Origin of the sequence: Methylobacterium dankookense (assembly GCF_902141855.1) — a bacterium.
GTDB classification, from domain to species: domain Bacteria; phylum Pseudomonadota; class Alphaproteobacteria; order Rhizobiales; family Beijerinckiaceae; genus Methylobacterium; species Methylobacterium dankookense.
In genome coordinates this window covers 19,420-45,185 of record NZ_CABFVH010000034.1, presented here as the reverse complement: position 1 = coordinate 45,185, position 25,766 = coordinate 19,420, and the positions used below count along the sequence as shown (strand labels likewise).

Below are 25,766 nucleotides of genomic sequence, written 5' to 3'. Positions count from 1 at the left end.
AAGCCACTTGAACGTCCGCCCCAGCCCCGTCCCGCCCGCCGTCAAGCCGCGTGTCCGCCCCGCCGGCGGCGGCCGCATGGAGGTCTGAACCCATGGACCACGGTCACCACGTGCATCATGCCCACGGGCACCGCCGCGGCCACGGCGCGGCCTACGCGGCCGGGGAAGCCGCGACGGACCCCGTTTGCGGAATGCGGGTCGATCCGGCGGCCACGTCCCACCACGCCGAGCACGACCACGCGACCTACCACTTCTGCTCGGCGGGATGCCGCGCGAAGTTCGTGGCCGAGCCGGCACGGTACCTGACGGCTGACAAAGGGCCGCCGGAAGCCCTTGCCGGCACGGTCTACACCTGCCCCATGCACCCGGAGATCCGCCGCGACCGACCAGGCAGCTGCCCGATCTGCGGGATGGCGCTGGAGCCGCTCACGCCGACGAGCGGCCCGGTCGAGAACGCCGAGCTCAAGGACATGAGCCGCCGCTTCTGGATCGGCCTCGTCCTGACCCTCCCCGTCTTCGCCCTGGAGATGGGGGGACATCTGACGGGCCTCGTCGACCGCCTCGGCCTGCAAACCTCGAACTGGGTCCAGTTGCTGCTCGCCTCGCCCGTCGTCCTCTGGGCGGGTTGGCCGTTCTTCGAGCGGGGCTGGCAGTCGCTGGTGAACCGCCGCCTCAACATGTTCACCCTCATCGCCCTCGGGACCGGCGCGGCCTACCTCTACAGCGTCGCCGCGACCGTGGCGCCGGGGCTCTTCCCCGAAGGCCTGCGCGGCCACGACGGGGCGGTGCCGGCCTACTTCGAGGCCGCGGCGGTCATCACCGTCCTGGTGCTGCTCGGGCAGGTGCTGGAACTCGGGGCCCGCGAGCGCACCTCGGGCGCGATCCGGGCGCTGCTCGACCTCGCCCCGCAGAAGGCCCTGCGTCTCGGGACGGGAGGGGCTGACGAGGAGGTGCTCGTCTCGGCGGTAACTGTCGGGGACCGCTTGCGCGTCCGGCCCGGCGAGAAGGTGCCGGTCGACGGCGAGGTCGTCGAGGGGCGCTCGGCCGTGGACGAGGCGATGATCAGCGGCGAGCCCATCCCCGTCGCGAAGGAACCCGGCTCCCTCGTGGTTGGCGGGAGCCTGAACACGACCGGGGGCTTCGTGATGCGCGCGACGCGTGTCGGGGCCGAGACCACCCTGGCCCGCATCGTCGCGATGGTCGCCGAGGCCCAGCGCTCGCGCGCGGCGGTCCAGCGCCTGGTGGACGATGCGGCGGCCTGGTTCGTCCCCGTGGTCATCTCCGTCGCCGCCCTCGCCTTCGTTGCCTGGATGGCCTTCGGGCCGGAGCCACGCTTCACCTACGCCCTGCTCGCGGCCGTGGCGGTCCTCATCATCGCCTGCCCCTGCGCCCTCGGCCTGGCGACGCCGATGTCGATCATGGTCGGGGTCGGCCGCGGCGCCCAGGACGGGGTCCTGGTCAAGAGCGCCGAGGCCCTGGAGCGGTTGGAGAAGGTCGACACGCTCGTCATCGACAAGACGGGGACCCTGACCGAGGGCAAGCCCAAGGTCACCGCCGTGCTCCCGGCCCCCGGTTTCACGGACGCCGACGTGCTGCGCCTCGCCGCGGCGGTCGAACGCGCGAGCGAGCATCCCCTGGCCCTCGCCATCGTCCGGGCCGCGGAAGCGCGGGTCATCCCGGGCGCCGTGGCGTCCGACTTCGAGGCACCGACCGGCAAGGGGGCGCTCGGCACGGTCGAGGGACGGCGCGTGGCCATCGGCAACGGGCGTTTCCTGGAGGAGCAGGGGACGGACGTGACGCTCCTCCAGGCGCGGGCCGAGGAGGTGCGGAGCCGGGGCGCGACGGCGGTCCTCGTCGCCGTGGGCGGGAAGCCGGCCGGCGTCATCGCCATCCAAGACCCCGTCAAGACGAGCACGTTCGAGGCCCTGCGAAGGCTGCGGGGGGAAGGCTTGCGCATCGTCATGTTGACCGGCGACAGCCGGACGACGGCCGAGTTCGTCGCCAAGTCGCTGGGCATCGACGAGGTCGAGGCCGAGATCCTTCCCGACAGGAAGGCGGAGGTGGTCAGGACGCTCCAGGGCCAGGGCGCGGTCGTGGCGATGGCTGGTGACGGGGTCAACGACGCCCCGGCCCTCGCTGCCGCGGACGTCGGGATCGCGATGGGCGGCGGCACCGACGTGGCCATCGAGAGCGCGGGCGTGACGCTGCTTCGCGGGGACCTGGTCGGCATCGTCAGGGCCCGGCGCCTGTCCCGGGCAACGATGCGCAACATCCGCCAGAACCTGTTCTTCGCCTTCATCTACAACGCGCTGGGCGTGCCGGTCGCTGCCGGACTGCTCTACCCGTTCCTCGGCATCCTCCTCTCGCCGGTCATCGCGGCGGCCGCCATGGCGCTCTCGTCGGTGAGCGTGATCGGGAACGCCCTGCGCCTCCGCACGGCGCGGATCGGCTGAGCCAGGACCATGACATGCGCACCGCCGCCCTCCGCCGAGGGGCCAGTCCGACCCGTGTGCCGGAAGCCCCGCGGACGAATCCGGGGACGTGCTCCCCTCGCTCCTCCGAGCAACTGCATGAGCCCGTGGAGACGATGATCACGCACCCGCTCGCACTCGGCGTCGCGGACGCCCACCTCGCCGCGGTCGATACCGCCGTCCCGGACTTCGTCGAGGCCTTGTACCTCGTCGGCTCCGCCGCCATGGGCGATTTCCGTCCGTCCCTCAGCGACGTGGATTTCGTGGCGGTGACGCAGGCTCGTCCCGGGAACGGCGAGCTGGTCGCCCTCGCCGAGGCCCACGCCCGCCTGGCGCTTGAGCGACCGACCCCGGCGCTCGACGGCATCTACCTGACCTGGGACGACCTGCGGGACGGCCCCGTCGGCATCCCGGACGGCCCCTGCGTCCAGCGGGGACGGTTCTTCGCGTCCGGATGCCACGACCGGCATCCGCTCACCTGGAGCGTCCTGGGGACCAGCGCGGTCACCGTTCGCGGTCCGCTCTGCGCGGGCACCGGGCTCTGGCGCGGAGCGGCCCACCTGGAACGGTGGGCCCTCGCCGGCGTCGATGAATGCCGGGGCCGATGGCTCGGAACCGACACGGCGGACGAGGCGACGCTCCTCGCGGCGGACGGGGTCGAACGGGCCGTCCTCGGCATGTGCCGGCTCCACTACATCCTCGCGACAAGGGTCGTGCCCTCGAAGAGCGACGCCGGCTTGTACGGCTTGATCACCTTCCCGCCGGAGTGGCATCGCGTCATCGACGAGGCCCTGCGCATCCGCAGGGAGCCCGCGGCGGCCTGCCTCTACGAAACGCCCGGCGAGCGCCGCCGCGACGCGTTGGCCTTCGTCCGCGCCGTCGCCGACGACGCGCGCGCGTCGGGAACCGATGGGGGCGGTCCGCCGCCTGGCTGAGGGCGCCCGGCCTGCGGCACCCGGGAGCCGCCACCGCCGGGCTCCCGCGTAAGGCCGCCATCGCCCTTCCGAACCTGGACCTTGCGCCGAGCGCTCGAAGAGGCCGGTAAAGGGCCTTTGGTCCCGTGTCGGGCCTCGCCCCGCCGCGCGCGATCAGGGGCCCGTGGGGGTGAAGGCCGCCGGGGCCATCGGAGGGGAGCAGATTGCCCGGTTGGCCCTGTCCCCTGCCCGCATAGAAGCCAGAGTCCGTCGCCAGGAGTACCCGTTGCTCACCCCGCCGATCATCCACGACCTCATCCACTGGACGTTGGGCCTCGACCACGCCCACGCCCACTGGTGGATCGACCTCGTCACCGTGGTGGTCCTCGTCGTGGCGCCTGCCTGGACCGCTTGGCTCGCGGCCCGGTCGGGCCTGCGCTGGGCCGCCGCCCGACGGGATCGTGTCCGCAAGGGGAGAGCGGTGCCCTCGTCCGCCGCGTCCACGGGCGCCGCGGGGCGGCCAGGTTCCCGTGAGACCGGCGCGGTGCCGCTGGAGGCATACGTCGTGCGTGCGACGTCGCGGCTGCAGGTCCGTCTCGTGCTCCTCTCCGTCCTGACGCTGCCGGCGGCCTGGCTCCTCCTTGAGATCCCCAAGCACATCATCAACCACGCCCTTGCCGATGACGCGGGCGACGGTCACCCGAAGATGGCCTTCCTCGGCCTCCATCTGGGCCGCGTCGAGCTGCTGTTCGCGCTGTGCGCCAGCTACCTGGCGGTGCTCACGCTCAGCGGCCTCGCCAAGTACGCGGTCAATCGGGTCCGCGGGCGCGTGAACGAGCGCCTCGTGCGCCGCCTCCGCCTCGCCATCGTCCGGCGCGCGCGCGGCGAGCGCTCCGCCGAACGGCGGGCCACGCTGGCCGCCGTCGCCGTCCAGGAGGTCGAGCCCATCGGCTACTTCGGCGGCAGCCTCGTGGTGGTGCCGCTCGTCCAGGGCGGCACGCTCGTGACCAGCATCGTCTTCCTCCTCCTGCAGAACGCCGCCCTGGCCCTCGCGGCCCTGATCATGCTGCCGGTCCAGCTGACGATCCTGCCGCGGTTGCAGGGGCGGTTGAATGCGAAGGTCCGGCAAAGGGTGCATGCCACCCGTGAGCTGGGGGCGCTGCTCACCGCTCCCGTGGTCGCGCGGCCGGCCGGCGGCGAAGCGTGCGAGCCCTCCGGCCTGGGCCGGCAGATGCGCCAAGCCCGGGGCCTTGAGCGGGTGCGCATCGAAATCAACGACCTGAAGGGTCGCCTCAAGGGCCTTTACAACTACACCGCGAACCTCACCCCGTTCTTCTTCTTCTCGATCGGCGGCTACCTCGTCGTGCAGGGGCGGCTCTCGCTCGGCGCGCTCGTCGCCGCCCTGGCCGCCTACAAGGAGATCGCCCCGGCCATGCGCGAGCTGTTCGACTTCGCCCAGGACTGGTCCGACGCGCGCGCACGCTTCGAGGAGGTCACCAAGGCCCTCGGGCCGGCCGGGCAAGAGCAACGCGCGACTGAGAGGCCGGTGCGCGACCAGACCGTTCGAGCGGCCTGAGCGGAGCCGGGAAGCGCCGGAGCCTCGCCGGGAGGAGGCGTCCGGCCCCGCCCGACGACGCGATCCCCCGGCCGCGGGTCCCCGAAGGCCGGCAACCCCCTCATCCTCCGGGACGCACCCGGCGCGACCGCGCCTACCGCAGCAGCGTCGAGCCGAGCTGTGCCAGGCCGCGCCCCAGGCCCGGCGCGATGCCGAAGCCCAGCGTTCCCGCCGTGCACAAGCCGAGCGCCCATGCGTAGCCGGCGCCGGATGCCGGCCGCTCGATACGTTCCGGTTCCCTGAAGTACGCCTCCGCGATGACGGCTGCGTAGTAGAAGAGCGCCACCGCCATGTTGGCGGCGGCCACCACGGCGAGCCAGGCGAAGCCCCCCTCGATGGCGGCCACGAGCAGGAAGACCTTGCCGGCGAAGCCCGCCAGCGGCGGGACGCCCGCGAGCGACAGGAGGGCGAGCGCCAGCGCCGCCGCCGGCCCCGGCGCCCGCCGTCCGAGGCCGCGGATCGCGGCGAATCCGTCGCTCCCGGTCATGCGCTCGACCTGCGCGACCACCGCGAACGCCGAGAGGTTCATCAGGAGATAGGCCACGAGGTAATAGCCTACGGCCGGCAGGGCCTCCGGGGACCGCCCGGCCACCGCCACCGCCATCAGCACGTAGCCGGCCTGGGCGATGCTGGAATAGGCCAGCAGGCGCTTCAGGCTTGCCTGGCGGAGGGCAACCAAGTTGCCGAAGGTCATCGTCGCGGCGGCCAGGAGCGCGAGCACGGTGGGCCAGGCGGCGAGGCCGTTCGGCATCGCCGCCAGCAGGAATCGGAGGAGGCCGGCGAACGCGGCCACCTTCGGCACGACCGAGACGAAGCCCGAGGCGGGAGCCGTCCCTCCCTGGAAGACGTCCGGGGCCCAGACGTGGAAGGGCACCAGCGTCATCTCGAAGCCGTAGCCGACGAGGACCAGGCCGAAGGCCAGCGCCACCCAGGCCCGGTCGGCGCCGGCCAGCCCCGCACCGATGGCCCGCAGGTTCAGGCTGCCGGTGAGGCCGAACAGGAAGGTCAGGCCGTAGGCCATCACCGCCAGCGCGGCGGCGCCGTAGAGGAAGTACTTGAGTGTCGCCTCCTGGGCCGGCCCGTCGCTCCGCACGAGCAGGACGAGCAGATAGGAGGGGAAGCTCACCATCTGCAGGAACAGGACGATGAGGCCGAGGTCGGTGGCCGCCGTGAGCCCCATGCCGCCGACGGTCGCCATGAGCAGCGCGACCGGGTAGTGCGGTTCCTGCTCGCTCGCGCGGAAGTGGGAGCCGAGCGAGAGCAGGCTCACCAGGGCGCCGGCCTCGATCACCAGCTGGTAGAAGCCCCGGAACGGATCGACGGCGTAGGTGCCGCAGAAGGTCTCCCGCGGCGGGGCCGTCAGCATCGGCGCGGTCAGGCCCATCGCGACGAGCAGGGCGAGGAGCGCGACGGCGGCGGGCAGGCGGCGCCACCGGCCCCGGACCCAGCCGGCAACCGGGACCAGCGCGAGGGCGGTCCCGGCCAGCACCATCTCGGGCGCGACGGCGCCGAGATCCATGCAGCCGCCCATCGTCTGCCCATCGGTCATGGCAGGTGCGCCAGGGCTGCGGTCGTGCCGTCGAGCAGCGCGACGAGGACGGACGGCAGGACGCCGAGGCCGAGCGCCAGGACCGCGAGCGCCCCCGCCGAGCCCGCCTCGGCCGCCGTCAGGGGCGGCAGCGCCGGCATGTCGGGCGGCGCCCGACCCATCAGCAGGCCCGTCACGAGCCGGAGGTAGACCGCGGTCGTCACGACGAGCGCGAGGACGGCGAGCGCGGCGACCCAGGCGGAGAGCTGCAGGGCGGCGCCGATGGCCTGGAACTCAGCGATGAAGCCGGACAGGCCCGGGAGCCCGAGCGAGCCGAAGGCGAGCAGGCCGAACAGGCCGCTGAAGGCCGGCATCGAGCCGATCAGGCCGCCGAAGCGGGCGAGTTCCCGCGTGCCGGCGCGATGCTGGAGCATGCCCACCAAGAGGAACATGCCGCCGGTCAGGAAGCCGTGGCTGACCATCTGCACGGCGGCGCCGTTGAGCGCCAGCCGGCGGACGCCCTCGTTACCGGCCAGTGCCGCCACCGCGACGCCGAGCGTGACGAAGCCCATGTGGTTGACGGAGGTGTAGGCGACGAGCCGTTTCATGTCCGTCTGCGCCAGTGCCGCCAGGGCCCCGTAGAGGAGCGACGCCAGGGCCAGGGCGACCAGGAGCCAGCCGAACCGGGCGACCGTGTCCGGCAAGGTCGGCAGCAGCACGGCGAGCATGCCGTAGCCGCCCATCTTCAGTTGGAGGCCCGCCAGCACGACGCTGCCCTCGGTCGGTGCCTCGACATGCGCGTCGGGCAACCAGTTGTGCAGCGGCACGACCGGGAGCTTGACCCCGAACCCGAGGAGGAGCGCCAGGAAGACGAGGCCGCCCGCGAGCGGGGTCCGGTCCAGCGGCCTCGCCTGGACGATGGCCGGCAGCGAGAAGGTGTGGGGCTCCATGGCGAGATAGAGGGTGAGGAAGCCGAGCAGCATCGCGAGGCTGCCGGCGCGGGTGTAGAGGAAGAACTTGAGCGCCGCGTAACGCCGCCGCTCCCCGCCCCAGATGCCGACGATGAAGTACATCGGCACCAGGCCGACCTCGAAGAACAGGTAGAACAGCAGCAGGTCCTGCGCCGCGAACAGCCCGATCAGCCCGGTCGCGAGCAGGAGGAAGAGGAAGGCGTGGGCGTGTGCCCGGTCGTGCTCGCCCAGCACGTAGACCATCACCACCGTGAGCAGGATGGCGGTGAGCAGGATCAGCGCCAGGGAGAGACCCCCGACGCCGACGTCGTAGCTCGCCCCGAGCGACGGGATCCACGGGAGCGTCATCCGCCATTGCAGGCCGCCGGCACCTGGATCGAAGCCGGCCCAGAGGACCACCGCCGCGCCCAGTGTCAGCACGGAACCGGCGAGGGCGACGCGGCGGACGAGGCCGGGACGGTGACGTGGCAGCGCCAGCACGGCGAGGCCCGTGAGGAGCGGCAGGAGGATGGTCGCGGTGAGCATCGGGTCCAGTCCCCTCAAGGCCAGAGCATCAGGGCGCCGGCGGCGAGCGCCGCCGCGGTCCAGGCGAACAGACCGAGCGTGTAGAGGTAGAGGCGACCGGCCTGGAGGGCGCGGAGCCGCTCGCCCCCGGCGGCGAGCCCGGCGGCGAGGCGGTCGCCGCCGCGCCCGAAGCCCCCTGCCTCGATGCGCCCGGCCCACCCGGCGGCCCGCCGGGAGCCGCCGGCGACCGCGCCGGCCCCGGCATCGAGCGCCCCCTCGGTGGCCGAAACCGTCCGGGCGAGCCACATCGCGCGGCGCGCCGGGGCCTCGGTGGCGGCTTCCAGCCCGGAGGCGAGCCGCGCGGGGAGCGCGCCGAGCGCGGGCGCACCGCTCCACCCCCTCGCCGCGCCGAGACCGAGCCCGAGGATTCCGGCGGCGAGGCCGAGACTGCGCCACCCGGCCTCCGTCTCGGGCGCGGCGGCGAAGGGCAGAGCGGCGCCGAACCGCCCGGCCAACAGCCAGCCGAGGCCGGCGGCGGCGAGCGCGAGCAAACCCATGCCGGTCCGCATCGCCCAGCGGGGCTTGCGCGGGCCGACCGTGCCGCGGCGCCTCCCGAGGAAGGTCGCGGCCCCCGCACGCCCGATGTAAATCCCGCCGAGCAGGACGAGCAGGACGACCAGGGACCCAGTCCCCGGGCCGTGCCGCGACGCGACCGCGAGGATTGCCTCCTCGCTCAGGAACCCGGACAGGGGCGGCACGCCGGCCAACGACAGGGCCGCGACCAGAAAGGCGGCGCCGGCGAACGGCAGCGCGCGAGCGAGGCCGCCGAGTCGACCGAGGGCGCGCGTGCCCGCCCGTTCCTGCACGATGCCCGCGGCGAGGAACAGGGTCGATTTGAAGGCGGCGTGCGCCGCGAGGTGGAAGGCGGCCGCGCGCGGGCCGCCCAGGCCGAGGGCCACCATCATCTCGCCGAGCTGCGAGCAGGTGGACCAGGCGAGCACCCGCTTCAGGTCCGCCTCGGCGGTCGCGATGAGGCCGGCGGCGAGCGCCGTCGCGGCCCCGATCCAGAAGAGGGTGTCGAGCGCGACGGGCGACGCCGCGAAAACCGTGTACAGGCGCAGCACGAGGAACACGCCGGCGGCCACCATCGTGGCGGAGTGCAGCAGGGCCGAGACCGGGGTTGGCCCGACCATCGCGTCGGGGAGCCAGCCGGAAAGCGGTAGCTGGGCGCTCTTGCCGACCGCGCCGGCCAGCATGAGGAGCGCCATGGCGGTGACCGTGCCGGGGGCGATCCGGCCCCCCTCGACGGCACCGACGAGGACGTCGACATCCGTGGTCCCTACGGCGGCGAGCGCCAGGAGCCAGCCCAGCAGGAGGCCCACGTCGCCGATCCGGGTCATCAGGAACGCCTTGGCGGCGGCCTCGGCGGCGCCAGGCTCCGCATGGTCGAAGCCGATCAGGAGGAACGAGGCGAGCCCGACCAGTTCCCAGGCCGCGAACAGGAGCGCGAGGGAGTTCGACAGCACGAGCGCCAGCATGGCGCCGACGAACAGGCCGAGCTCGGCGAAGAAGCGGGGCCGGTCGTCCCTTCCGGCCATGTACCCGAGGCTGTAGAGGCCGACGCAGAACGCGACGCCCGCGACCACCGCCGCGACGAACCACGTGAGCGGCGTCGCCGCGAGCCCGACGGTCAGCCGATAGCCGCCGCTCTCGAACCAGGTCGCCGACAGGGCGGCATCGGACGGCAACGACGCGAGGCTGGCGAGCGACAGGGCGACGGCGCCCACGACGAGCTCCCCGCCGCCCCAGGGCAGGCGGCGACCGATGCCGAGGGCGGCCGTGGCCGCGAGGAGCGGCAGGAGCGGGATGGCGAGCAGGACGGTCATCGCTTCAGGTCGGCGTAGGCGTCGACCTCGGACGTCCGGCGCTGCCGGTACAGCAGCAGGACGAGGGCGAGCCCGATGGCCATCTCGACGGCGCCCACCGTGACGACCAGGATGGCGAGGATCTGCGCGGAATAGTCGCCCGGCGCGGTGAACCGCCAGAACGCGACGACGTTCAGGCCGATGGCGTTGAGGAGCACTTCGACGCCCATCAGGATCATGACCGCCGAGCGCTGGGCGACCACGGTGTAGAGGCCGATGGCGAACAGAAGCGCGCCGACGACGAGGTAGGCGGTCAGCGGTACCGTCATCCGATATGTCCCCCGTTCCGGTGGTGGGCCTCTTGCTCGTCCGGGCGCTCCGCCACCCGATCCGGGGTCGCGAGCGGCGCGAGGCGGTCGTTCCGGATCGGCTCGGGCTTTGCGTCGACAGCGACCTTGGCGGCGCGCGAGGCGTCGTCCGGGTAGGCCGAGGGCCGGGCGAGCAGCACGGCGCCGAAGATGCCGATCAGGATCAGGAAGCCGGCGCCCTCGAAGGCGACCATGTACTTCTCCATGAGGAGATGCCCGACCCGGCGTGCCGAGTCCGCGTCCGGCACCGCCTCGGGCATCGCCGGCCAGGCCGGCCGCAAGACCAGCATCCCGACGAGCACGGCCCCGACGCAGAGGGCGAGCCAGGCCGCGACGGGGCGCACGGGCGTCACCATCGACATGTCCATGCCACCCATGTCCATGCCGCCATGACCGCCCCCGTGCGCGTGGTCGTGCCCGTGGGAAGCCTGTCCGTGTTGGTGGGCCGCGCGCTCGCCGTGCCCGCCCTGGGCCTCGTGCGGCATGGCTTTCGCCGCCCCGTCGTGCGCGTGGGCGTGGTCGCCGCTCGCCGCGCCGCCGTGCCGGGGCCGGTGGCCGCCGGAGTGGCCCTCGTGGTGTCCCGTGGCGGCGGCTTGGTCGCCGGCTTCGCCCTGCCGGTGGCCGTCCTGCCCGACCTCCGCGGGCTGGCGCGGGACGAGCCCCTTGCTGAACCAGCGCTCCAGCGGGGCCATGTCCATGCCAGCCATCATCGCCCCGCCCGGGTCGTGCATGACCAGCACCATGAACAGGATCATGACGAGGAAGCCGCCGATGTACATCATGACCTGGAGCAGCCCGATCAGGTCGGCGGACAGCAGGATGAACAGGCCGGCGACCCCGATGAAGGAGGCCATCAGGAAGATGCCCGAGCGGAACATGCTCATGGTCGTGGTCATGCCGAGCGCGCCCGCGACCGCGACGAAGGCGCAGACCAAAAAGGCGGTGAGCTCGAAGGCGGCGGTCATGCCCGTGGTCCCACGCCGAGAAGGATCAGGCCGCCGACGAGGAGCACGTTGACGAGACCCGCCGGGATCAGGACCTTCCAGGACAGCGCCAGCATCCCGGCCGTCGAGAACGGCCGGACGCAGCGTCCGAGCCCCAGCATCAGCGCCATCAGGGCGTAGGTCTTGGCCAGCATCCAGGCCCAGCCCGGCAGCCACGGCCCGGACGGCCCCCCGAGGTAGAGCACCGCCCCGACCGCCGCGACGACGAGGAGCACGCCGGCGAGGGCGACCCGCCACAGGAGGCCGGACCAGCCCCCGGCCGTGCCGAGCACGCCGCCGCCGATGGATCCGGCGAACGGCTCCAGGAACGGGGCGCGGTAGGACTGCATCAGCCCCGTGACGAGGTAGAGGAGGAAGCCCGTGGGCTGCAGGACGACGAACCACAGGTCTCGCTGCGCCTCGACGACGGCGACCGTCGACAAGGAGCGTGCCATCATGACCACGCCGACATAGGCCAGGCCGAGCGGCACCACGTAGGCGACGAGTTGGGCCACGATGCGGTAGCAGGCCTCCACGGCGTCGGGCGTGTTCGCGCCCCAGCCGGCGAGCGCCAGGCCAAGTACGACGAAGTCGACGACGACGATGACGTAGAAGAGGCCGACGCCGAGATCCCGGCCGATCAGACCCGGCCCGAACGGGATGACCACCATGGCAAGCGCGACCCCGCCAAGCGCCACCGCCGGCCCGGCCGGCAGCAGCCAGCGGTCGGCGTTGGGCAGGTCCAGGCCGCGCCTGAGGTCGATGTCGCGCGCCGGCCCGGCCTCCAGGCCCCGCCGCGAGAAGAGGCGCTCGACCGCAAGGGTCAGGGCGGCGCCTCCGAGGAGCGCAGCCAGCACCGCCGCGGCGCTCGCCACTACTCCCATCGCAGGCCGCCCATGCCCCAGGCGTAGGCGATGCCCGCCGAGAGGAGCGCGATGAACACCAGCATGTCCAGGAACGCGGTCACGCCGATATCGGCGAAGACGACCGCCCAGGGATACATGAAGATCATCTCCATATCGAAGGCGAGGAAGATCAGCGCGTATACGGCGTAACCGAAGCGGAACTGCGCCCAGGCCTGGGGTGCACGGCTCGTCCGCCTCGGGACCCGCGCGAATGCCGCCGCGGCCAGCAGCGCGAGGCCGGCGGTCATCAGCAGCACCAGCGCCACGAACGCGTAGTCGCTCACGGTCGACCCCGGCAGCGGTTCCATCCTTGCTCCTCCCCTCCCTCGACGGGCTTCGCTCGCCAGGCCCGGGCCACGGGACCGCACCGCCCCTGCGCCTGGAACCGATGTCGCGACGGCGGGATACGCCCCGGCCTTCCTCAATCTTCCTTGAACGCCCGCCGGACCTGATCGTTGAGGGGCTTCGTCAGGTAGGAGAGCACCGTCCGCTCGCCCGTCTGGATGAAAACCTCGGCCGGCATGCCCGGCACGAGCTTGATCCCCTTGAGCCGCGCGACGTGGTCCGGTTCCGGCTTGACGTGGACCTTGAAGAAGCTCGTGCCCGTCTTCTCGTCCGTGATCTGGTCGGCGGCGACGAGGCTGACCGTGCCCTCGATCTCCGGGGTGGTCCGCTGGTTGAACGCGGTCAGGCGCAGCACGGCCTTTTGTCCGAGCCGAACCTGGTCGATGTCCTTCGGGGCGACCTTCGCCTCGATCACGAGCGTGTCCGCCCTCGGGACGATCAGCATGATGGGTTCGCCCGGGCTGACCACCCCGCCGATGGTGTGGACGGCGAGTTGATGGACCATGCCGTCCTGCGGGGCCCGGATGTCGATGCGCTTGAGCTGGTCCTCGGCCGCGACCCGCTTCTCGACGAGCTCGGCGATCTTGCCCTGCACCTCGCTCAACTCCTTCGCCACCTCGCTGCGCAGGTCCTGGTCGACCTGGATCACCTGGAGCTCGGTTTCGGAGATCTTTCCCTTCGCCTGCGCGACGGAGGCGACGAGCTGCCCGTGCTCGCCCTCCAGGCGGGCGGCGTCGCGCTCCAGGGCGGTCACGCGCTGGATGGGGACCAGGTTCTTGCGCCAGAGGTCGCGCACGCCTTCGAGCTCGCGGTTGATCAACTCGGTCTCGCGCCGCTTGCCGGCGATCTGGCCCGTCAGGCCCTGGATCTCCTCCCGGAGCTGGCCGGTCCTCTCCTTCAGCTGCGCCTTCTGGCCCGCGCGGGCGTCCCGGCGCAGCTCGAACAGCCGGGTCTCGCCTGCCATCACCCTCCCCGCCTCCGGGTCGCCTTGGGCGCGGCCCCGGAGGACGGCCGCGAACGAGACCCGGGGGGCGCCGTCGCGTTCCGCCTCCAGGCGGCCCTGGCGCGCGGTCAGCTCGGCCAGGCTCTTGTCGACGACGGCGAGGTTGGCGCGGGTCACGGTCTCGTCCAGCCGCATGACGACCTGGCCGGCGCGCACGAGGTCGCCGTCCCGGACCCGCAACTCGCCCACCACGCCTCCGGTGGGGTGCTGCACCTTCTTGACGAAGGAATCGACGACGAGCGTCCCCGGTGCCACGACAGCGCCGGCGAGCTCGGTGGTGGCCGCCCACCCCCCGAGGCCGACGGTGAGCAGGGCGGCGGCCGCCAGGCTCAGGACGAGGTGGCGCCGGACGGAGCGGCGGATGTCCCAAGGGCGCTGCGCGCTCATGCCCGCGCTCCTTCTGACAGGGCCCCTTCGGCGTCGGCGACCACGCGCAGCGGCACCGGTCTCTCGGATGGCGGGCGCTCCTTGCCCTCGACCCGAGGCAGCCGGGCGCTCGCGGCCGCGGCCGGGCGCTTCAGGGCGGACAGGACCTCATCCTTGGGCCCGAAGGCGCGGACCCGGCCGTCCGCCATGAACAGCACGCGATTGACCGCCGCGAGGGCGCTCGGGCGGTGGGCTACGATGATCACGGTGCCGCCGCGGGCGCGCACGTCCCGAATCGCGCGGTTCAGGGCGTCCTCGCCCTCCGCGTCGAGGTTGGAGTTCGGCTCGTCGAGGACGACGACGAACGGCTCGCCGTAGAGGGCGCGTCCGGGTCGAAGCGCGCGATGTTCTGCGCCACCGTGCCGGCGAAGAGTTCGACGTCCTGCGGCAGGTAGCCGATGTGCCGGCCCAGCACCTCCGGCGGCCACTGGTCGAGGGTGGCGCCGTCGAGCCGGACGCAGCCGCGGAGCGGCGCCCAGATCCCGACCAGGGCACGGATGAGCGAGGACTTGCCGGAGCCGCTGGCACCGATGACGCCGAGCCCCTCGCCGGCCCGCAGCGAGAAGGTGGCGTCTTCGACGAGGGCATGTTCGAGCCCGGGGGCCGTGACCGTCACGGCCTCGACCCGGACGCTCTCGCAGGGGGGCGGCAGGGCGACGCTCAACCGCTCGCTCGGGAACGAGGCGAGGAAGGCCTTGAGGCGCCCCCAGCCCTGTCGGGCCGCCACGAGCGATTTCCAGTGCGCCACCGCCAGCTCCACCGGGGCCAGGGCCCGGGCGACCAGGATCGAGCTCGCGATCATGATGCCGCCCGTCGCCTCGCCCGCGATCACGAGGTAGGCGCCGACGCCGAGCACCAGGGATTGCAGGGTAAGGCGCAGCACCTTGGCCAGGGCCCCGAACCCGCCGGCGACGTCCGATATGCGCCGCTGGGCCACGAGGTTGCGCTCGCTCGCCTCGGCCCAGATGTCGCCCGTGCGCGGGGCCATACCCATTGCCCGCAGAACCTCGGCATTGCGCCGGCCGGCCTCTGCCAGGGTGTAGCGCTGTCCGGCCGCTGCGGCCGCTGCCCGCGACGGACGGCGGGTCAGGAGGTCCGTGACGAGGGTGATGGAGACGAGAAGCAGCGCACCCCCCAGCACCGCCGCGCCGATCCAGGGGTGGAAGGCGAAGCAGAGCAGCAGGTAGAGGGGGATCCAGGGCAGGTCGAACAGGGCGGCCGGCCCCGGGCTCGACAGGAAGGTGCGAACCTGGTCGAGGTCGCGCAGCGGCTGCAGTCCGTCGCCGTGACGCGAGGCGACGAGCGGGGCCTGCACCACGGCGTCGTAGGTGCGGCGCCCGAACGCCCGGTCCACGGACGCGCCGATCCGGACGAGGAGGCGGTTGCGCAGCACGTCGAACAGGCCCTGGAAGCCGTAGAGGACGAGAACGATGGCGGCGAGCCCGAGCAGCGTGGGCACGCTGCGGCTCGGCAGCACCCGGTCGTACACCTCCAGCATGAACAGCGAGCCGGTGAGATAGAGCAGGTTCACCAGGGCGCTCAGCAAGCCGACGCCGAGGAGCGCGCCCCCGATGCCGGGACGCACCTCGGCCGTCGTGGAAGACGGTTCGTCATCGTTGGCCGCCACGGCGTTGTTCGCGAGCGCGGTTGGCTGCATGTCGTTCTGCCTCATGCGAGGGGGCTGGCGCGGGATGGCCGGGCGGCCTTCCAGGTGCGGGCCGGGCAGCGCGAAGCACCCGGCCGCGCGGCCCCACGCATGAGCGCGGGGCCGCACCCGCTCAGGCGAGCATGTAGTCGTGCTCCGGGCTGGCGGACGCCGTCGCGGTCTCCTGGAAGATCAGCCTGGAGCCCTCGCCCGTGATGGCCGGGTCGTCGATGAAGGAGCCTCTCGTCCCGTCGTCGGCATTCCACATGAAGTCGTCCTGCGCGAGATCGCTCGTCTTCAGCCCCTGGAGCAGGATCGAGCCGTCGCCCTCCGTCGTCGTCCAGCTGACGCGCACCCCGCCCGAGACGTCGGCGACCGTGACCTCGTCCGGCGTGATGTCGCGGAAGGCGATATGGTCGAACGCGCCCGGACCGGCGTCGAAGCCGCCGGAAACGATGTCGTTGCCGGTGTCCGGACCGACGATGAAGGCGTCGGCGCCGTCGCCCCCGTTCAGCACGTCGTCGCCCCGGCCGCCGTCGAGCATGTCGTGGCCGGCCCCGGCGTAGAGCACGTCGTTGCCGTTCTCGCCCATCAGGTTGTCGGCCTGGTCCCCACCGTAGAGCTGATCGGCGCCGCGGCCCCCCATGAGGTGGTCCTGCCCCTCTCCGCCGTCGAGGACGTCGCGTCCGGCGTCGCCGGACAGGTCATCGTCCCCAGCGCCGCCGGAAAGATGGTCGGCGCCATCCTGGCCATAGTAGAAGTCGCGGTCGGCCGTACCCTCGAAGGCGTCCCGGCCCGCCGTGCCGACCTTCACGTTGAACTCGTCGAAGCGGAAGGCATCCTCGGCGGTCGTCGCGCTGCCCGCGTCGGGGGCGGAGAGGTTGCCGCCCTCGTCCTTGATGAACTTGTCGGCCGTGACGGTCTCGGCGTCGGCGCCGGTCGGACGGATGACCTGGCGATCGTCGGTGAACATGAAGTCGTCCTGGGCGAGCTGCGACTTCTCGAACCCGGCCAGGAGGACCGACCCCCCCTCGCCCACATCCCAGCTGATCCGCACGCCGGCGTCGGTGTCCTCGAAGCGAAGGTCCTCGGCGTTCAGGCCGCGGACGGCCAAGTGGTCGAACATGCCGGGGCCGCCCTGGAAGTCCTGGATCACGTCGTCGCCGCTGTCGGGGCTGATGACGAAGGCGTCGCCGCCGGGCCCGCCTATCAGGATGTCATCGCCGGCGCCGCCCTCAAGGTCGCCGTGGCCGACCCCTTCGTCGAGGTAGTCGCGCCCGTCCTCACCGCGGAGTCCGTCGGCCGCGTCGCCGCCGATGAGCACGTCGGCGCCCCTGCCGCCATCGAGGTGGTCCATGCCACCATCGCCGACCAGGACGTCGCGACCGTTGCCCCCGAGCAGGTCGTCGTTCTCGCCGCGGCCCGCCAGGTAGTCGGCGGCGCCCCGGCCGAAGGCGGTGTCCATCGCGCCCGTCCCGGGATAGGCGTCGAGGCCGGACCCGCCGATGTACAGCCTGTGGTCGCCGAAGCTCAGCTGGCTGGCAGGTTCGTCGTGGGAGCTCTGATGCTGCCGATTGTGCGTCATCTGCCGGGTCCTTGCGCTGTTCGAGGGAGCTTGCGTGCAACCCGCCGGCGTGTGGTACTAACCGGACATACCCCTGCAGGGTACACTTCGCTAGAACTCCGGCATTTGCCGCATTGTTTCCCGCTTTTCCTCCATCTGGGGCCGTTTGACGCGACCGGGTGCGCAGGGTCGGCGACGGAACCTTCGAGGCTCGGGCCGGGACGACTGCGTCGCATCGGATACCGTGGGAGGGTTTGTTGCGCCGGTCCGGGACGCTTCGATGTGGATCGTGCCGCGTCCTGCGGGTCCGCGACGGCGGGCGAACTTGTCGTCGGCGCTCGGCCGGCGACGTTCGCAGGCCTCGCTCAGCGAGAGGAGCGGCGCGGCCTCGGGACCCCGCCTACGGCCGGAGGCGCGCGGTCACGGGACGCGCGATGGCCAGCACGCCCTTCAGGCCGCTGCCGAAGCGCGCGATGCTCGCGCGGTGGTCGCGGAGCTCGCTGTAGGGAAGGTAGCGCAAGTCCAGCTCGCCCACCCGGGAGAAGGCCGGACGGGCGAATTGCGCCCTGACGTCGCCCTCGCGACTGTCCGGGGCCACGAGGAAGAAGTTGCGGCCGGTTCCACCCTCGATGCCCAGCGCGAGGTCGAGCATGCGCACGATGCCGGAGTAGATGCTCGTCGTGTGCTCGACCTCGAAGGCCGCCGCGACGTCGCCGCTCGCCCCGTCGAGCCAGATCACGTCGATCAGGCGGACCGTTTCGGCCGAGCCGTTCGCGGTCAGCCGTGCAGGCAGGCGCTCCAGGCATCCGTCCGATAGCCGGCCGCCGGCGTAGGGCCGGCTCGCGTCGTTCGCGGCTATCCAGACGCCGAAGCCGAGCGCGAGGCCGAGATCCCGCAGCCAGCCCTGGATCTCGGTGTGTGTGTGGTCGGCGTCCCGGGCGGCCTCGACGGCCTTCGAGGCGCCGGCGGCCTCCGCCCGGACGCGGCCGAGGTCCTCGCGCCAGCGCTCCAGCGCCCCCGCCGTGTCGCGTTCCGGCAGCGGGTAACGGCCGGAGCCGACGTCGAACAGGAAGCCGGCGGCTGCGCCGAGGTCGTTCGAGAGAAGCGACCGGTGGGCGTCGTTGAGGGCGAGGATGCCCCGGCGCATGGCGAGGTACTCGTCCCACCTGCCGAGCTTCACGTTGGCGCCGGCGAGGGCGTTGTACCCCTTCACGATGGCGGTGTTGAACGGTGGCATCCAGGTCGGGTGCAGGAAGTAGAGCAGGTTCGCGGCCGCGGGGCCCAGGCCCTTGATGCGCGCCCGGTCGAGCGCCTGGACCGCCGACAGGACATGCGCCTCGGCGTTGCAACACAGGCACGTGTCGAGGAACCGGCCGAAGGCGAGCTGGTTGTCGCGGTTCTCGTAGATATCCGGGATGCGCAGCTTCGGCTTCCAGAGGAAGGCGTGGTCGGCGCCCTTGAAGACCTGGCGTTGCTCCGCGATGGAGTGGACAACCGTCTCCAGCGAGGAGCCTCGGTACGCATTGCCGAAGGCGCCGGTCCGGATCTCCTCGACGACGGCCTGGATGCCGCGCCGGATCGAGCGGAAGTTCTTGATACGCTCCTCCCACAGGAACCACGTCCTGTAGGAAGCGCCGGCATCCTCGCGCCAGTGCCGGAGGAGCTTGCCGACCCAGGCTTCGTCCACGTCCGTCCCCCCTCCTAGACCCGAGCCAGGCTTCCGCCGCGGAGCATGCCCCGGCCCGGTATCCGACGCCACTAGGTCAACTCCGAGTCGTTCCGGCGCCGCCGAGATCGCGGCGGCGGTGTCGCAACGGCGCAACGGCCTAGCCGTCGTTCGGACCACGGCGGCCGGTCAGCCGGACCGGGCTGCGGGCCTTGCGCGTGCACCGGCCACGGCCCCGGTGCCGGGTCGCCGTGCGCAGGCGCCGCCAGGAAGCCTTGATCGTCATCAGGGCGACGATCTCCGGTCCCGCGGTATCGCCATCGTTGTGAGGTCCCGGGAGGTCCCGGCGAGGCACGTGCGCAGGCGCGCGGCTCGCCCGGGGAGCCCGGCACCGCCCGCAGCCAACTCGCGCGTGGCGAAGTGGCGAGTCGGTTTGAATTGACCCGGGCGTCTCGACGGAGGAGGCCTGGTCTCGCCGCAGGACAGGACCACACGTGCAGCAGTGCCAACGCTCGCCCCGCGGCTTTCGCTCCACCCTCGTGCAGGCCGAGCAGCCCGCCGTCGTGTCCCGGCGGCCGGGCATGACGAGGATCGCGCCAATCCTATCCGCTGCCGCCGCTAGCAGGTCGATGAGCAGGGCTAAACGGGTGGCGCGCAGGTGTTGCGCCGAATGGCCCTCGCTCGGCGCTCCTCGCGGCGCATCCCGCGCAGGGCGGGCACCGGCAGTCCCGCCTCGCGGCGGGCGCGGCGCTCGGCCGGGCCGTCCAGCCGCAGCAGCGGCGGCACCATGCGCGTGGGGTCGGTGGCGACCAGCACAGGCACGTCGCGCATGAGCAGGGCCGCGTTTTGCCGGGCGCGGGTGAGCGAGCGGTTGGCACCGCGCTCCGCCAGCCTGAGCACCGTCGCCCGCTCGCGTTCGTCAGCCCACGAGGTCTCGCGGGCAGCCATCCTGCGGGCCCTGCGCGCCCGGTTGCGCTCCGTGGTCACCGTGCACGCGTGTTCGGCCTTGGCTGGCCGATGGGCATGATCGGTGCCGACGCGGAGCAGCCAGAAGTTGTCTGTCGTGACCGACCAGTCGTCGGTGCCGCGGAAGCGCAGCTTCGGCAGCGGCCTGCCCGCCTCCCTGGTCATGACGCGGTCCCGCACGCACTGGACCCTGGCGCGGCAGCCCTCGGCGACGGCATTGTTGAGCATGGAGTACGGGAAGGAGCGCAGGACCGGGAGGCGCTCGCACGGCCGGGTCAGCTCCGGCTCGGGCCGACGGCAGTTGGTACGTGCAGGAACCTGGGCGACGTCTCAGGCGCCGGGGTAGGGCCCTTTCCATCCGCCTAACCTCACGGAGAGGCAGTGGGCAAAGGCGTGGGCGAAGGGGACGCGCGCCTCGATGGCGGCATTGCAGGGCAGACGGCAGAGTTGGGCGGCGTGGCCGAGCCCGCCGACCAGAACTGGTCGGCGAAGACGGTGCCGGACACGGTGCGTCCCCTTCGCCTTCCGCAGCGGCTGAGTGTTCCCCATTCTTCCCGGATGGGCGCGGGCGTCTTCACGGTCAAACCTGATGGCGGCAGGACGCTGGCTTCCGGCGACGAGGGGGAACGAATTTAAGATGACCCACCACCCGTGGCGAGCCGGGCTTGGCGACCGCCTGGCTGGAAGGCTGATGGGCCGTCGCAGGGTAACGGTCCCGGTGCGGAACGACATCGCATCCCACTGTCCGGCCTTCGCACCGGGACCGCGGCGTCATGCCGCCGGTGAAGGGGTATAGCCGGCGGACGCAACCGCCCGTGCCACGGCGGCCGCGTCTTCCGTCCCGCCGACGGTGAGTGTCTTGCTTCCTAGGTCGACGGTCACTCGCGTGCCGGGCAGGTCTCGCACGATGGCGGCCGTCACCGCTCGCACGCAGTGGCCGCACGTCATGTCCTCGACCCGAAGAACCACCGTGTCGGGTTGGGGCCGGCGTGCCGGGAACGGCGTGGCGACGGAGTTGTTCGTGCAGCAACACATTCAGGGTCTCCTTCTTGAGGACCCCGCCCAAATGGGGCTTCCCATCGTTGGAAGGTCAAGGGCCGCCCGGAGCGTTCGCAGCCGATGCGCCGACCTCAGTCAGCCGGCGAGCGCGGCGGCCGCTCAAGCGGGCGGTGCGAGGCGTCGACCCTTCCTCGGGTTGCGCCACCATCGGGCACGGATCCGGCGCGGGTACCGAGGCGCACCGCACTGGCCGGATTGGCGTGCCCGCCCCGGTCGCGCGTCGCCCCGGACGACCGCTCCCCGCGGGCCTGCCCCGCTTCGGGAACCCCGTTGCGCGGCGGCGATCCTGACGAGGCAGGCCCGGCAGGGGGCGGAATGCCCCGTTCAGCGACTGCCGCCGCCGCTGCCCTGCGGGACGGCGCGCGCCGGCTGGCCGGCGTTGCCAGCCGCTGCCGAGTCGGTCTGGAGGGTGGATGCCCCGGTCGGACCGGGGGCGACCACCACGTTCCGGTCGTTGCCGGTCGTGCCCGGCGTGCGCGTGACCACGGGCTCGGCGGATCCCGGCACGCCGGGCCTGGCGGGCACCTGCGCGGAGGCGGCGCCGGGAAGCGCCGCGGCGAGCAGGCCGGCGAGCGCGAGGGACAGCTGACGCATCGATGTTCTCCGTCTCGCGACGATGCTGTGGTGGGAGAGCCCCTCGGGCTCAGGCGGCCATCTTGCGGCAGCTCTCGGCACAGCGGCGGCACTGCTCGACGCAAGCCTGCATGTCGCCGACCTGCTCGCAGCTGCGGGCGCAGTCCTCGCAGACGTCGGCGCACTCGGCGCAGGTATGCTTGTGGTGCTCCGTGCCGAGCAGCATGAAGTGCGCCGAAGTCCGGCAGATCTCGGCGCAGGCAAGCATCAGGCGCAGGTGCCCGGGCTCGACGTGCTTGCCGCCGGCGGGCAGGCAGTGGTTCGAGGCCATGCCGAGGCAGGTCTGGTAGCAGCGCAGGCACTCGTCGATGCAGGCCTGCATATCGTGGCTCATCTGATGCATGTCGTCGCTCGCATTGTTCGGGAGGATGCTAAGCCTTACTATCAGGGGAAGCCCCGAGGCCGACGAGGCCGGGGCGTCGCGAATGTCAACATACCCAACCGGGGTATTGTTCCGGGTCCCGGGGCCAGCGGTCGCCCGACCATCAGAGGTACACGGCAGCATGGCAGGTTCCGAAGAGGACCATGGAGGCGTCCCGGTCGACCATAGGCAGCAGATCCCGCGGCTCCGTCGAATCGAGGGGCAGGTGCGCGGCGTGCAGCAGATGATCGAGAACGGGCGCTACTGCATCGACGTCGCGCACCAGATCGACGCGGTGGTCGCTGCGCTCAGGCGCGTGCAGTCGGACATGGTGCGCGACCACATGCACGCGCTGGTGCAATCCTCGCTGGCCGGGAACCTCTCGGATACCGAGCGGCAGCGCCTGGCCGACGAGGTCGGCGGTCTCATCGCTCGCATCGTCTGACACCTCCGGCATTCCCGCCAGGCCCGCTCAAGGTCCCGCGCCTGGAAGTCCGGGCAAGAGGCGCGCCATGGCGCCGCCGTAGCTGCCGTCCGGCGCTGCATTCTGCCGGCTGGCCATCGCGGAGGTTGCCCGGCATGGGGCGTGACGATGGCGGCGGGGCAGCCTGCCCCGCCGCCCGGATTGTCGCACTTTGGCAACATCCAGCCGGATCCGGCCGGGAGCCGCGGATTAACTCGCGACTGGCTTTGACGAACGATTGTCGGCGCGTTTACCCATGAGGGGTATAACGGAGGTGCCGATGGCCGGTATGTCGCGACGAGCCCTTCTCACCGGCGCCGCCGGGGTCTTCGGCGCGGCGGCATCCCTGCCGCGGGGCGTCGGCCGGGCCCTCGCGCTCGAACAGCGCAACGGGGTGAGCTTCCTCAAGGGGCCTTACAACCTCGCCTTCTTCTACCGGCACAACCGCGCGTACCGCATCGGCGCCGGGATGCACTTCTTCCACTCGAAGCAGCACGACTTGCTGCAGTTGACGCGCTTCGAGGACCACGCCGCCGTCGACGCCCGCTTCGACAAGGAGGCCCAGGAGTGGCTGCGCGATCCGCCGGCGACCGAGCCGGAGATGCCGTACTACTCAAGCTACGTCGACCGGGCGATGCACACGCTGTTCCGGACGATCGACTGGACGCACATGCATCACGAGCAGACCTACGACGTGATGTCGTTCCGTGAGATCCCTTGGGCCGAGAAGAAGGTTTGGACGGACCGCACGGTCCGCTACTACCTTGAGATGCAGACGCCGGGCGTGCCCCGCAGCGTGGCGCCGCTCGAACTCACGATGCGGCGCGCGGGCATCATGATGAAGCCCTACCTGAACCACTTCCGGAACTTCTACCCGCTCGACCAGAGCCTGTTCTACGTCGCCCACTGGTGGCATCCGGCCGTCTACGAAGCCCAGATGATCTCGGGTAACCATGATCAGGAGGTCGCGATCAAGGCCGTCGAGGAGACCATGTACCGCGAGATCCTTAACGACCGCCCGCAGCGAATGGTGCTCTCGCGCGAGATCATGCCGCGCTACTCTCGAATGAGCCCGGAGAGCGCAAACATCTTCGACAACCTGCACATGCTGCACGGCATCGCCTACTCGATCCTGGCCTACAAGGGCTGGTCGGTCGAGGAGAAGCGGGCGGAGATGTACCGCGTCATCGAGGCCATGGGCTACCAGCCCGGCGACGAGGTTTACGCGCGCAAGTTCCGCGAGCCGCATCCGGGCTACGATCCGCGCACCTACCCGGCTTGGGTGCGCTCGCCCCAGGGCGCGATGGGCATGATCATGATGGACATGCTCATGGAGATGCTGCCGATGATGTATCCGGGCGGCCTCTCCAAGGACCGGAAGGCCGCCGTCATGCGGCAGATGATGATGAACGGCCGGCTCGGAATCGAGCCCGGCGAGGTTCCCGGCTCGCTCCACGACGCCTTGATGCAGGTCGCCCCCGGCATGCGGATGATGCCGGGCTCGACCGAGCCCGGGGAGACCCCGGCCATGATGGTCGAGCACATGGTCTCCGCCTGGAAGGCCAAGGCCGCCCGCATCCCGGACGTGGCCCCCATCGACATGGGCGTCGAGCCGAGCTTCGGCCCGGCCCGCGTCGCCGTGCGCTGAGGAGCCCCGCGCCATGCCGAAGATCGTTCGCGCCGCCCTCGCGGCCGCCCTCGTCGCCTCCGCCGGCCCGGCGCTCGCCGCGGATCACACCAACCTGGAGGAGGGGCTGCCCATCACCGTCGAGGACGCCTACCCGATCAAGGAGAACGGCCTCGAAGTACAGTCCTACTTCCAGTACAACCGCACCCGGAACGACCCGCGTGGCCTCAGCAGCCTGATGGCCGTGCCCCGCGTGGAGTGGGGGGCCTTCAAGAACTTCCAGTTATCTGTCGAGGCGCCTTACAGGGTTGGCACGGCGAGCGACACCGACCAGGGAGCGTTCCGGGCCCAAGGCTTCTACAACTTCAACCAGGAAGACCTCGTCCTGCCGGCCCTGGCGGTCGCGCTCGGCGTCAACACCCCCTACGGCCGCATGGCGGGCGGGACCGAGACCGAGCTCAAGTTCCTGGCGACCAAGAGCATCGGCACGCCGGACCCGGAGGGGCTTTCGCCCTACTCCTACGTGCCGCGCCGGATTCACTTCAACGCGTCATGGTTCCACAACTACGACCCAACCACAGGGCGCGAGGCGGAGCGGCGCGACCGCTACCGTGTCGGGGTGGGCTACAGCCAGCTGGTGTCGAACAACGTAGTGCTGGTCGCCGACATCTTCCGCGAGACCGACCGCGAAAGGGGGCGCGCGGTGAACCTGGCTGAGATCGGCGCCCGCTACATCGTCACGCCCCAGACAGTCTTGACCGGGGGTGTCGGGGTCGGCTTCGGCGGCGACCGCCGGCAGGACTTCCGCGTCACGGCCGGCCTGCAGCATTCGCTAAGCTTCCCGTACTCGTTCGACCCGCCCCGCTGAAAGGCCGGACGCGCAGCCTCCCGCAGCCCTCGGCTGGTTTACCGCGAGATCGGAGAGTTCGAATGGGCCCGGAACGCCATGCCTGGACATCCAGGAACGCCGGGCGAAGGCGCCGTGTGCGGCCGGGCGTCCTGGCGGCCGCGCGGAGGACGTTCCTGCGCATCCTGTTGGCCATCGCCGTCGCGGGGGCGTGCGGCGTCGTCGGCAGGCAGATCCTAACCTCCGCGGCCTCGACGGAGCCCTACGCGAGCGGCCAAGGCCCGCGCGAAACCCTGGGAACGCTGCGTTGACCGGCTTACGCCGGCGAAGGCGGTCGTCGGATTTGGGGCAATCCGCGCCGACGCGCGACGGGGCGGCGGCTGCACGGTCGCGGTGCGTCCATGCACGCTCGCACAGGACCAATCCCGGCGGCTGCTGGTGCCGCCGGGTGCCACGGATGCGCGGCGTTCTTCGAGGGGCTCCTTGTCCGCGCGTGCGGCACAGGAGGCCGGCGAGGCGCGCGTGCGCGGCGAGAGGTCGAACACGTGGCCCCGGCGCCCGAGCGGTCGAGAAGCGGGTCCGGGACGAGTGCGGGCGCGCGCGACCGGACGAGCGGGTCGGCGTCTTGCGTTCGCCGTCACCACGGTGAGGGATCTACGCATGCACCTCTGCAGTGCGTCGTAGCTGGCCGGGAGGCGTCGCGGCTGGGCCGAGGGGTGGACCGGCTGCCGTTAAAACTTCGAGAGGCATCCAGGGTCCGACGAACCCGCTCCCGAGAACGCCCGCCGGCTCAGCCTGGCCGGAACGTGCTGGGGGGGCGGCCGGCCGCGACCGGTGAGGCCGCGAACAGGTCCGCCGGCGAGGTCTCGTCGAGCGCCGTGGTCGGCCGAGCCTCCATGGGCGCCTCCGACCGCCTCCGCTGTCTTGGTAACCGCGAAGTGCCGGCCGGGTATCCGACCCTGCGACGGCGGCGACGAACGTGACGGACGTTCGCCGAATCGAGCGTACCGCAACGAATCTTAAGCGGCCGTGTCGCC

Annotated in this window: 21 protein-coding genes and 1 pseudogene; 7 read left to right on the top strand and 15 right to left on the bottom strand. The window is 71.9% G+C overall.

Annotated features, from left to right (window positions below):
- The first annotated feature begins 92 nt into the window (after positions 1-92).
- The 3 genes from MTDSW087_RS21055 to MTDSW087_RS21045 all read left to right on the top strand — a co-directional run bounded on the left by MTDSW087_RS21055 (position 93) and on the right by MTDSW087_RS21045 (position 4,961).
- A complete protein-coding gene (locus MTDSW087_RS21055) occupies positions 93-2,453 on the top strand; it encodes a heavy metal translocating P-type ATPase (RefSeq protein ID WP_144766846.1) in 2,361 nt (786 codons plus the stop codon).
- 134 nt (positions 2,454-2,587) lie between these two features.
- Positions 2,588-3,406, top strand: coding sequence for a nucleotidyltransferase domain-containing protein (locus MTDSW087_RS21050; RefSeq protein WP_012454435.1), 819 nt, complete (start codon positions 2,588-2,590; stop codon positions 3,404-3,406).
- A gap of 265 nt (positions 3,407-3,671) precedes the next feature.
- Complete coding sequence (locus tag MTDSW087_RS21045) at positions 3,672-4,961, top strand: ABC transporter ATP-binding protein (RefSeq protein ID WP_063110943.1); 1,290 nt, start codon at positions 3,672-3,674, stop codon at positions 4,959-4,961.
- 133 nt (positions 4,962-5,094) lie between these two features.
- On the opposite strand, the gene MTDSW087_RS21040 is transcribed toward MTDSW087_RS21045, so the two are convergent.
- From MTDSW087_RS21040 to MTDSW087_RS20985, 12 genes and pseudogenes are all read right to left on the bottom strand, one after another.
- Positions 5,095-6,549, bottom strand: a complete 1,455-nt coding sequence (locus MTDSW087_RS21040; RefSeq protein ID WP_144766845.1) for an NADH-quinone oxidoreductase subunit N — start codon at positions 6,547-6,549, stop codon at positions 5,095-5,097.
- Positions 6,546-8,024, bottom strand: coding sequence for a complex I subunit 4 family protein (locus tag MTDSW087_RS21035; RefSeq protein ID WP_012454432.1), 1,479 nt, complete (start codon positions 8,022-8,024; stop codon positions 6,546-6,548). Before MTDSW087_RS21035 ends, MTDSW087_RS21040 begins: the two co-directional genes overlap by 4 nt.
- Before the next feature lie 14 nt (positions 8,025-8,038).
- Complete coding sequence (locus MTDSW087_RS21030; protein ID WP_144766844.1) at positions 8,039-9,889, bottom strand: NADH-quinone oxidoreductase subunit 5 family protein; 1,851 nt, start codon at positions 9,887-9,889, stop codon at positions 8,039-8,041.
- Positions 9,886-10,197 carry an NADH-quinone oxidoreductase subunit NuoK gene (gene nuoK / locus MTDSW087_RS21025; RefSeq protein ID WP_012454430.1) on the bottom strand — a complete coding sequence of 104 codons (312 nt, stop codon included), beginning with the start codon at positions 10,195-10,197 and terminating at the stop codon, positions 9,886-9,888. Before nuoK ends, MTDSW087_RS21030 begins: the two co-directional genes overlap by 4 nt.
- A complete protein-coding gene (locus MTDSW087_RS21020) occupies positions 10,194-11,201 on the bottom strand; it encodes an NADH-quinone oxidoreductase subunit J family protein (RefSeq protein WP_066919343.1) in 1,008 nt (335 codons plus the stop codon). The genes nuoK and MTDSW087_RS21020 overlap by 4 nt, the downstream gene beginning before the upstream one ends.
- On the bottom strand, positions 11,198-12,103 hold the full coding sequence (locus tag MTDSW087_RS21015) for a complex I subunit 1 family protein (protein WP_144766843.1): 906 nt from the start codon (positions 12,101-12,103) through the stop codon (positions 11,198-11,200). The genes MTDSW087_RS21020 and MTDSW087_RS21015 overlap by 4 nt, the downstream gene beginning before the upstream one ends.
- Positions 12,094-12,432: an NADH-quinone oxidoreductase subunit A gene (locus MTDSW087_RS21010; RefSeq protein WP_012454427.1), complete on the bottom strand. Its 339-nt coding sequence runs from the start codon at positions 12,430-12,432 to the stop codon at positions 12,094-12,096. Before MTDSW087_RS21010 ends, MTDSW087_RS21015 begins: the two co-directional genes overlap by 10 nt.
- Before the next feature lie 113 nt (positions 12,433-12,545).
- Complete coding sequence (locus MTDSW087_RS21005; protein WP_012454426.1) at positions 12,546-13,859, bottom strand: HlyD family type I secretion periplasmic adaptor subunit; 1,314 nt, start codon at positions 13,857-13,859, stop codon at positions 12,546-12,548.
- Positions 13,856-15,555: pseudogene (locus tag MTDSW087_RS21000) on the bottom strand (type I secretion system permease/ATPase). Before MTDSW087_RS21000 ends, MTDSW087_RS21005 begins: the two are co-directional and overlap by 4 nt.
- Positions 15,556-15,676: 121 nt before the next feature.
- Complete coding sequence (locus tag MTDSW087_RS20995) at positions 15,677-17,128, bottom strand: calcium-binding protein (RefSeq protein ID WP_144766842.1); 1,452 nt, start codon at positions 17,126-17,128, stop codon at positions 15,677-15,679.
- A 379-nt stretch (positions 17,129-17,507) separates the two neighbouring features.
- Complete coding sequence (locus MTDSW087_RS20990; protein ID WP_144766841.1) at positions 17,508-18,794, bottom strand: type II restriction endonuclease; 1,287 nt, start codon at positions 18,792-18,794, stop codon at positions 17,508-17,510.
- Positions 18,795-19,412: 618 nt separating this feature from the next.
- On the bottom strand, positions 19,413-19,967 hold the full coding sequence (locus tag MTDSW087_RS20985; RefSeq protein ID WP_144766840.1) for a hypothetical protein: 555 nt from the start codon (positions 19,965-19,967) through the stop codon (positions 19,413-19,415).
- A gap of 153 nt (positions 19,968-20,120) precedes the next feature.
- On the opposite strand from MTDSW087_RS20985, the gene MTDSW087_RS20980 reads away from it, so the two are divergent.
- Positions 20,121-20,375: a hypothetical protein gene (locus MTDSW087_RS20980; protein ID WP_144766839.1), complete on the top strand. Its 255-nt coding sequence runs from the start codon at positions 20,121-20,123 to the stop codon at positions 20,373-20,375.
- 135 nt (positions 20,376-20,510) lie between these two features.
- Here MTDSW087_RS20980 and MTDSW087_RS20975 read toward each other — a convergent pair whose 3' ends face one another.
- The 3 genes from MTDSW087_RS20975 to MTDSW087_RS20965 form a co-directional block, all read right to left on the bottom strand.
- On the bottom strand, positions 20,511-20,774 hold the full coding sequence (locus tag MTDSW087_RS20975; RefSeq protein WP_082773351.1) for a heavy-metal-associated domain-containing protein: 264 nt from the start codon (positions 20,772-20,774) through the stop codon (positions 20,511-20,513).
- A gap of 348 nt (positions 20,775-21,122) precedes the next feature.
- Complete coding sequence (locus MTDSW087_RS20970; protein WP_066927216.1) at positions 21,123-21,392, bottom strand: hypothetical protein; 270 nt, start codon at positions 21,390-21,392, stop codon at positions 21,123-21,125.
- Between the two features lie 49 nt (positions 21,393-21,441).
- Positions 21,442-21,774 carry a four-helix bundle copper-binding protein gene (locus tag MTDSW087_RS20965; protein ID WP_144766838.1) on the bottom strand — a complete coding sequence of 111 codons (333 nt, stop codon included), beginning with the start codon at positions 21,772-21,774 and terminating at the stop codon, positions 21,442-21,444.
- Between the two features lie 160 nt (positions 21,775-21,934).
- Between MTDSW087_RS20965 and MTDSW087_RS20960 the strand changes: the two genes are divergently transcribed.
- From MTDSW087_RS20960 to MTDSW087_RS20950, 3 genes are all read left to right on the top strand, one after another.
- Complete coding sequence (locus MTDSW087_RS20960) at positions 21,935-22,237, top strand: metal-sensitive transcriptional regulator (protein ID WP_066920382.1); 303 nt, start codon at positions 21,935-21,937, stop codon at positions 22,235-22,237.
- A 298-nt stretch (positions 22,238-22,535) separates the two neighbouring features.
- Positions 22,536-23,903, top strand: coding sequence for a hypothetical protein (locus tag MTDSW087_RS20955; RefSeq protein ID WP_066920380.1), 1,368 nt, complete (start codon positions 22,536-22,538; stop codon positions 23,901-23,903).
- 13 nt (positions 23,904-23,916) lie between these two features.
- Positions 23,917-24,750: a hypothetical protein gene (locus tag MTDSW087_RS20950; protein ID WP_144766837.1), complete on the top strand. Its 834-nt coding sequence runs from the start codon at positions 23,917-23,919 to the stop codon at positions 24,748-24,750.
- The last annotated feature ends 1,016 nt before the right edge of the window (positions 24,751-25,766 follow it).

Coding starts and splice junctions, on each gene's coding strand:
- MTDSW087_RS20970 (WP_066927216.1), bottom strand. CDS start 21,392: ATGCGTCAGCTGTCCCTCGCGCTCGCCGGCCTGCTCGCCGCGGCGCTT.
- MTDSW087_RS21055 (WP_144766846.1), top strand. CDS start 93: ATGGACCACGGTCACCACGTGCATCATGCCCACGGGCACCGCCGCGGC.
- MTDSW087_RS20955 (WP_066920380.1), top strand. CDS start 22,536: ATGGCCGGTATGTCGCGACGAGCCCTTCTCACCGGCGCCGCCGGGGTC.
- MTDSW087_RS20965 (WP_144766838.1), bottom strand. CDS start 21,774: ATGCATCAGATGAGCCACGATATGCAGGCCTGCATCGACGAGTGCCTG.
- MTDSW087_RS21050 (WP_012454435.1), top strand. CDS start 2,588: ATGATCACGCACCCGCTCGCACTCGGCGTCGCGGACGCCCACCTCGCC.
- MTDSW087_RS21020 (WP_066919343.1), bottom strand. CDS start 11,201: ATGACCGCCGCCTTCGAGCTCACCGCCTTTTTGGTCTGCGCCTTCGTC.
- MTDSW087_RS21035 (WP_012454432.1), bottom strand. CDS start 8,024: ATGCTCACCGCGACCATCCTCCTGCCGCTCCTCACGGGCCTCGCCGTG.
- MTDSW087_RS21030 (WP_144766844.1), bottom strand. CDS start 9,889: ATGACCGTCCTGCTCGCCATCCCGCTCCTGCCGCTCCTCGCGGCCACG.
- MTDSW087_RS21015 (WP_144766843.1), bottom strand. CDS start 12,103: ATGGGAGTAGTGGCGAGCGCCGCGGCGGTGCTGGCTGCGCTCCTCGGA.
- MTDSW087_RS20975 (WP_082773351.1), bottom strand. CDS start 20,774: ATGTGTTGCTGCACGAACAACTCCGTCGCCACGCCGTTCCCGGCACGC.
- MTDSW087_RS20960 (WP_066920382.1), top strand. CDS start 21,935: ATGGCAGGTTCCGAAGAGGACCATGGAGGCGTCCCGGTCGACCATAGG.
- nuoK (WP_012454430.1), bottom strand. CDS start 10,197: ATGACGGTACCGCTGACCGCCTACCTCGTCGTCGGCGCGCTTCTGTTC.
- MTDSW087_RS21010 (WP_012454427.1), bottom strand. CDS start 12,432: ATGGAACCGCTGCCGGGGTCGACCGTGAGCGACTACGCGTTCGTGGCG.
- MTDSW087_RS20985 (WP_144766840.1), bottom strand. CDS start 19,967: ATGCTCAACAATGCCGTCGCCGAGGGCTGCCGCGCCAGGGTCCAGTGC.
- MTDSW087_RS20995 (WP_144766842.1), bottom strand. CDS start 17,128: ATGACGCACAATCGGCAGCATCAGAGCTCCCACGACGAACCTGCCAGC.
- MTDSW087_RS21005 (WP_012454426.1), bottom strand. CDS start 13,859: ATGAGCGCGCAGCGCCCTTGGGACATCCGCCGCTCCGTCCGGCGCCAC.
- MTDSW087_RS21040 (WP_144766845.1), bottom strand. CDS start 6,549: ATGACCGATGGGCAGACGATGGGCGGCTGCATGGATCTCGGCGCCGTC.
- MTDSW087_RS20950 (WP_144766837.1), top strand. CDS start 23,917: ATGCCGAAGATCGTTCGCGCCGCCCTCGCGGCCGCCCTCGTCGCCTCC.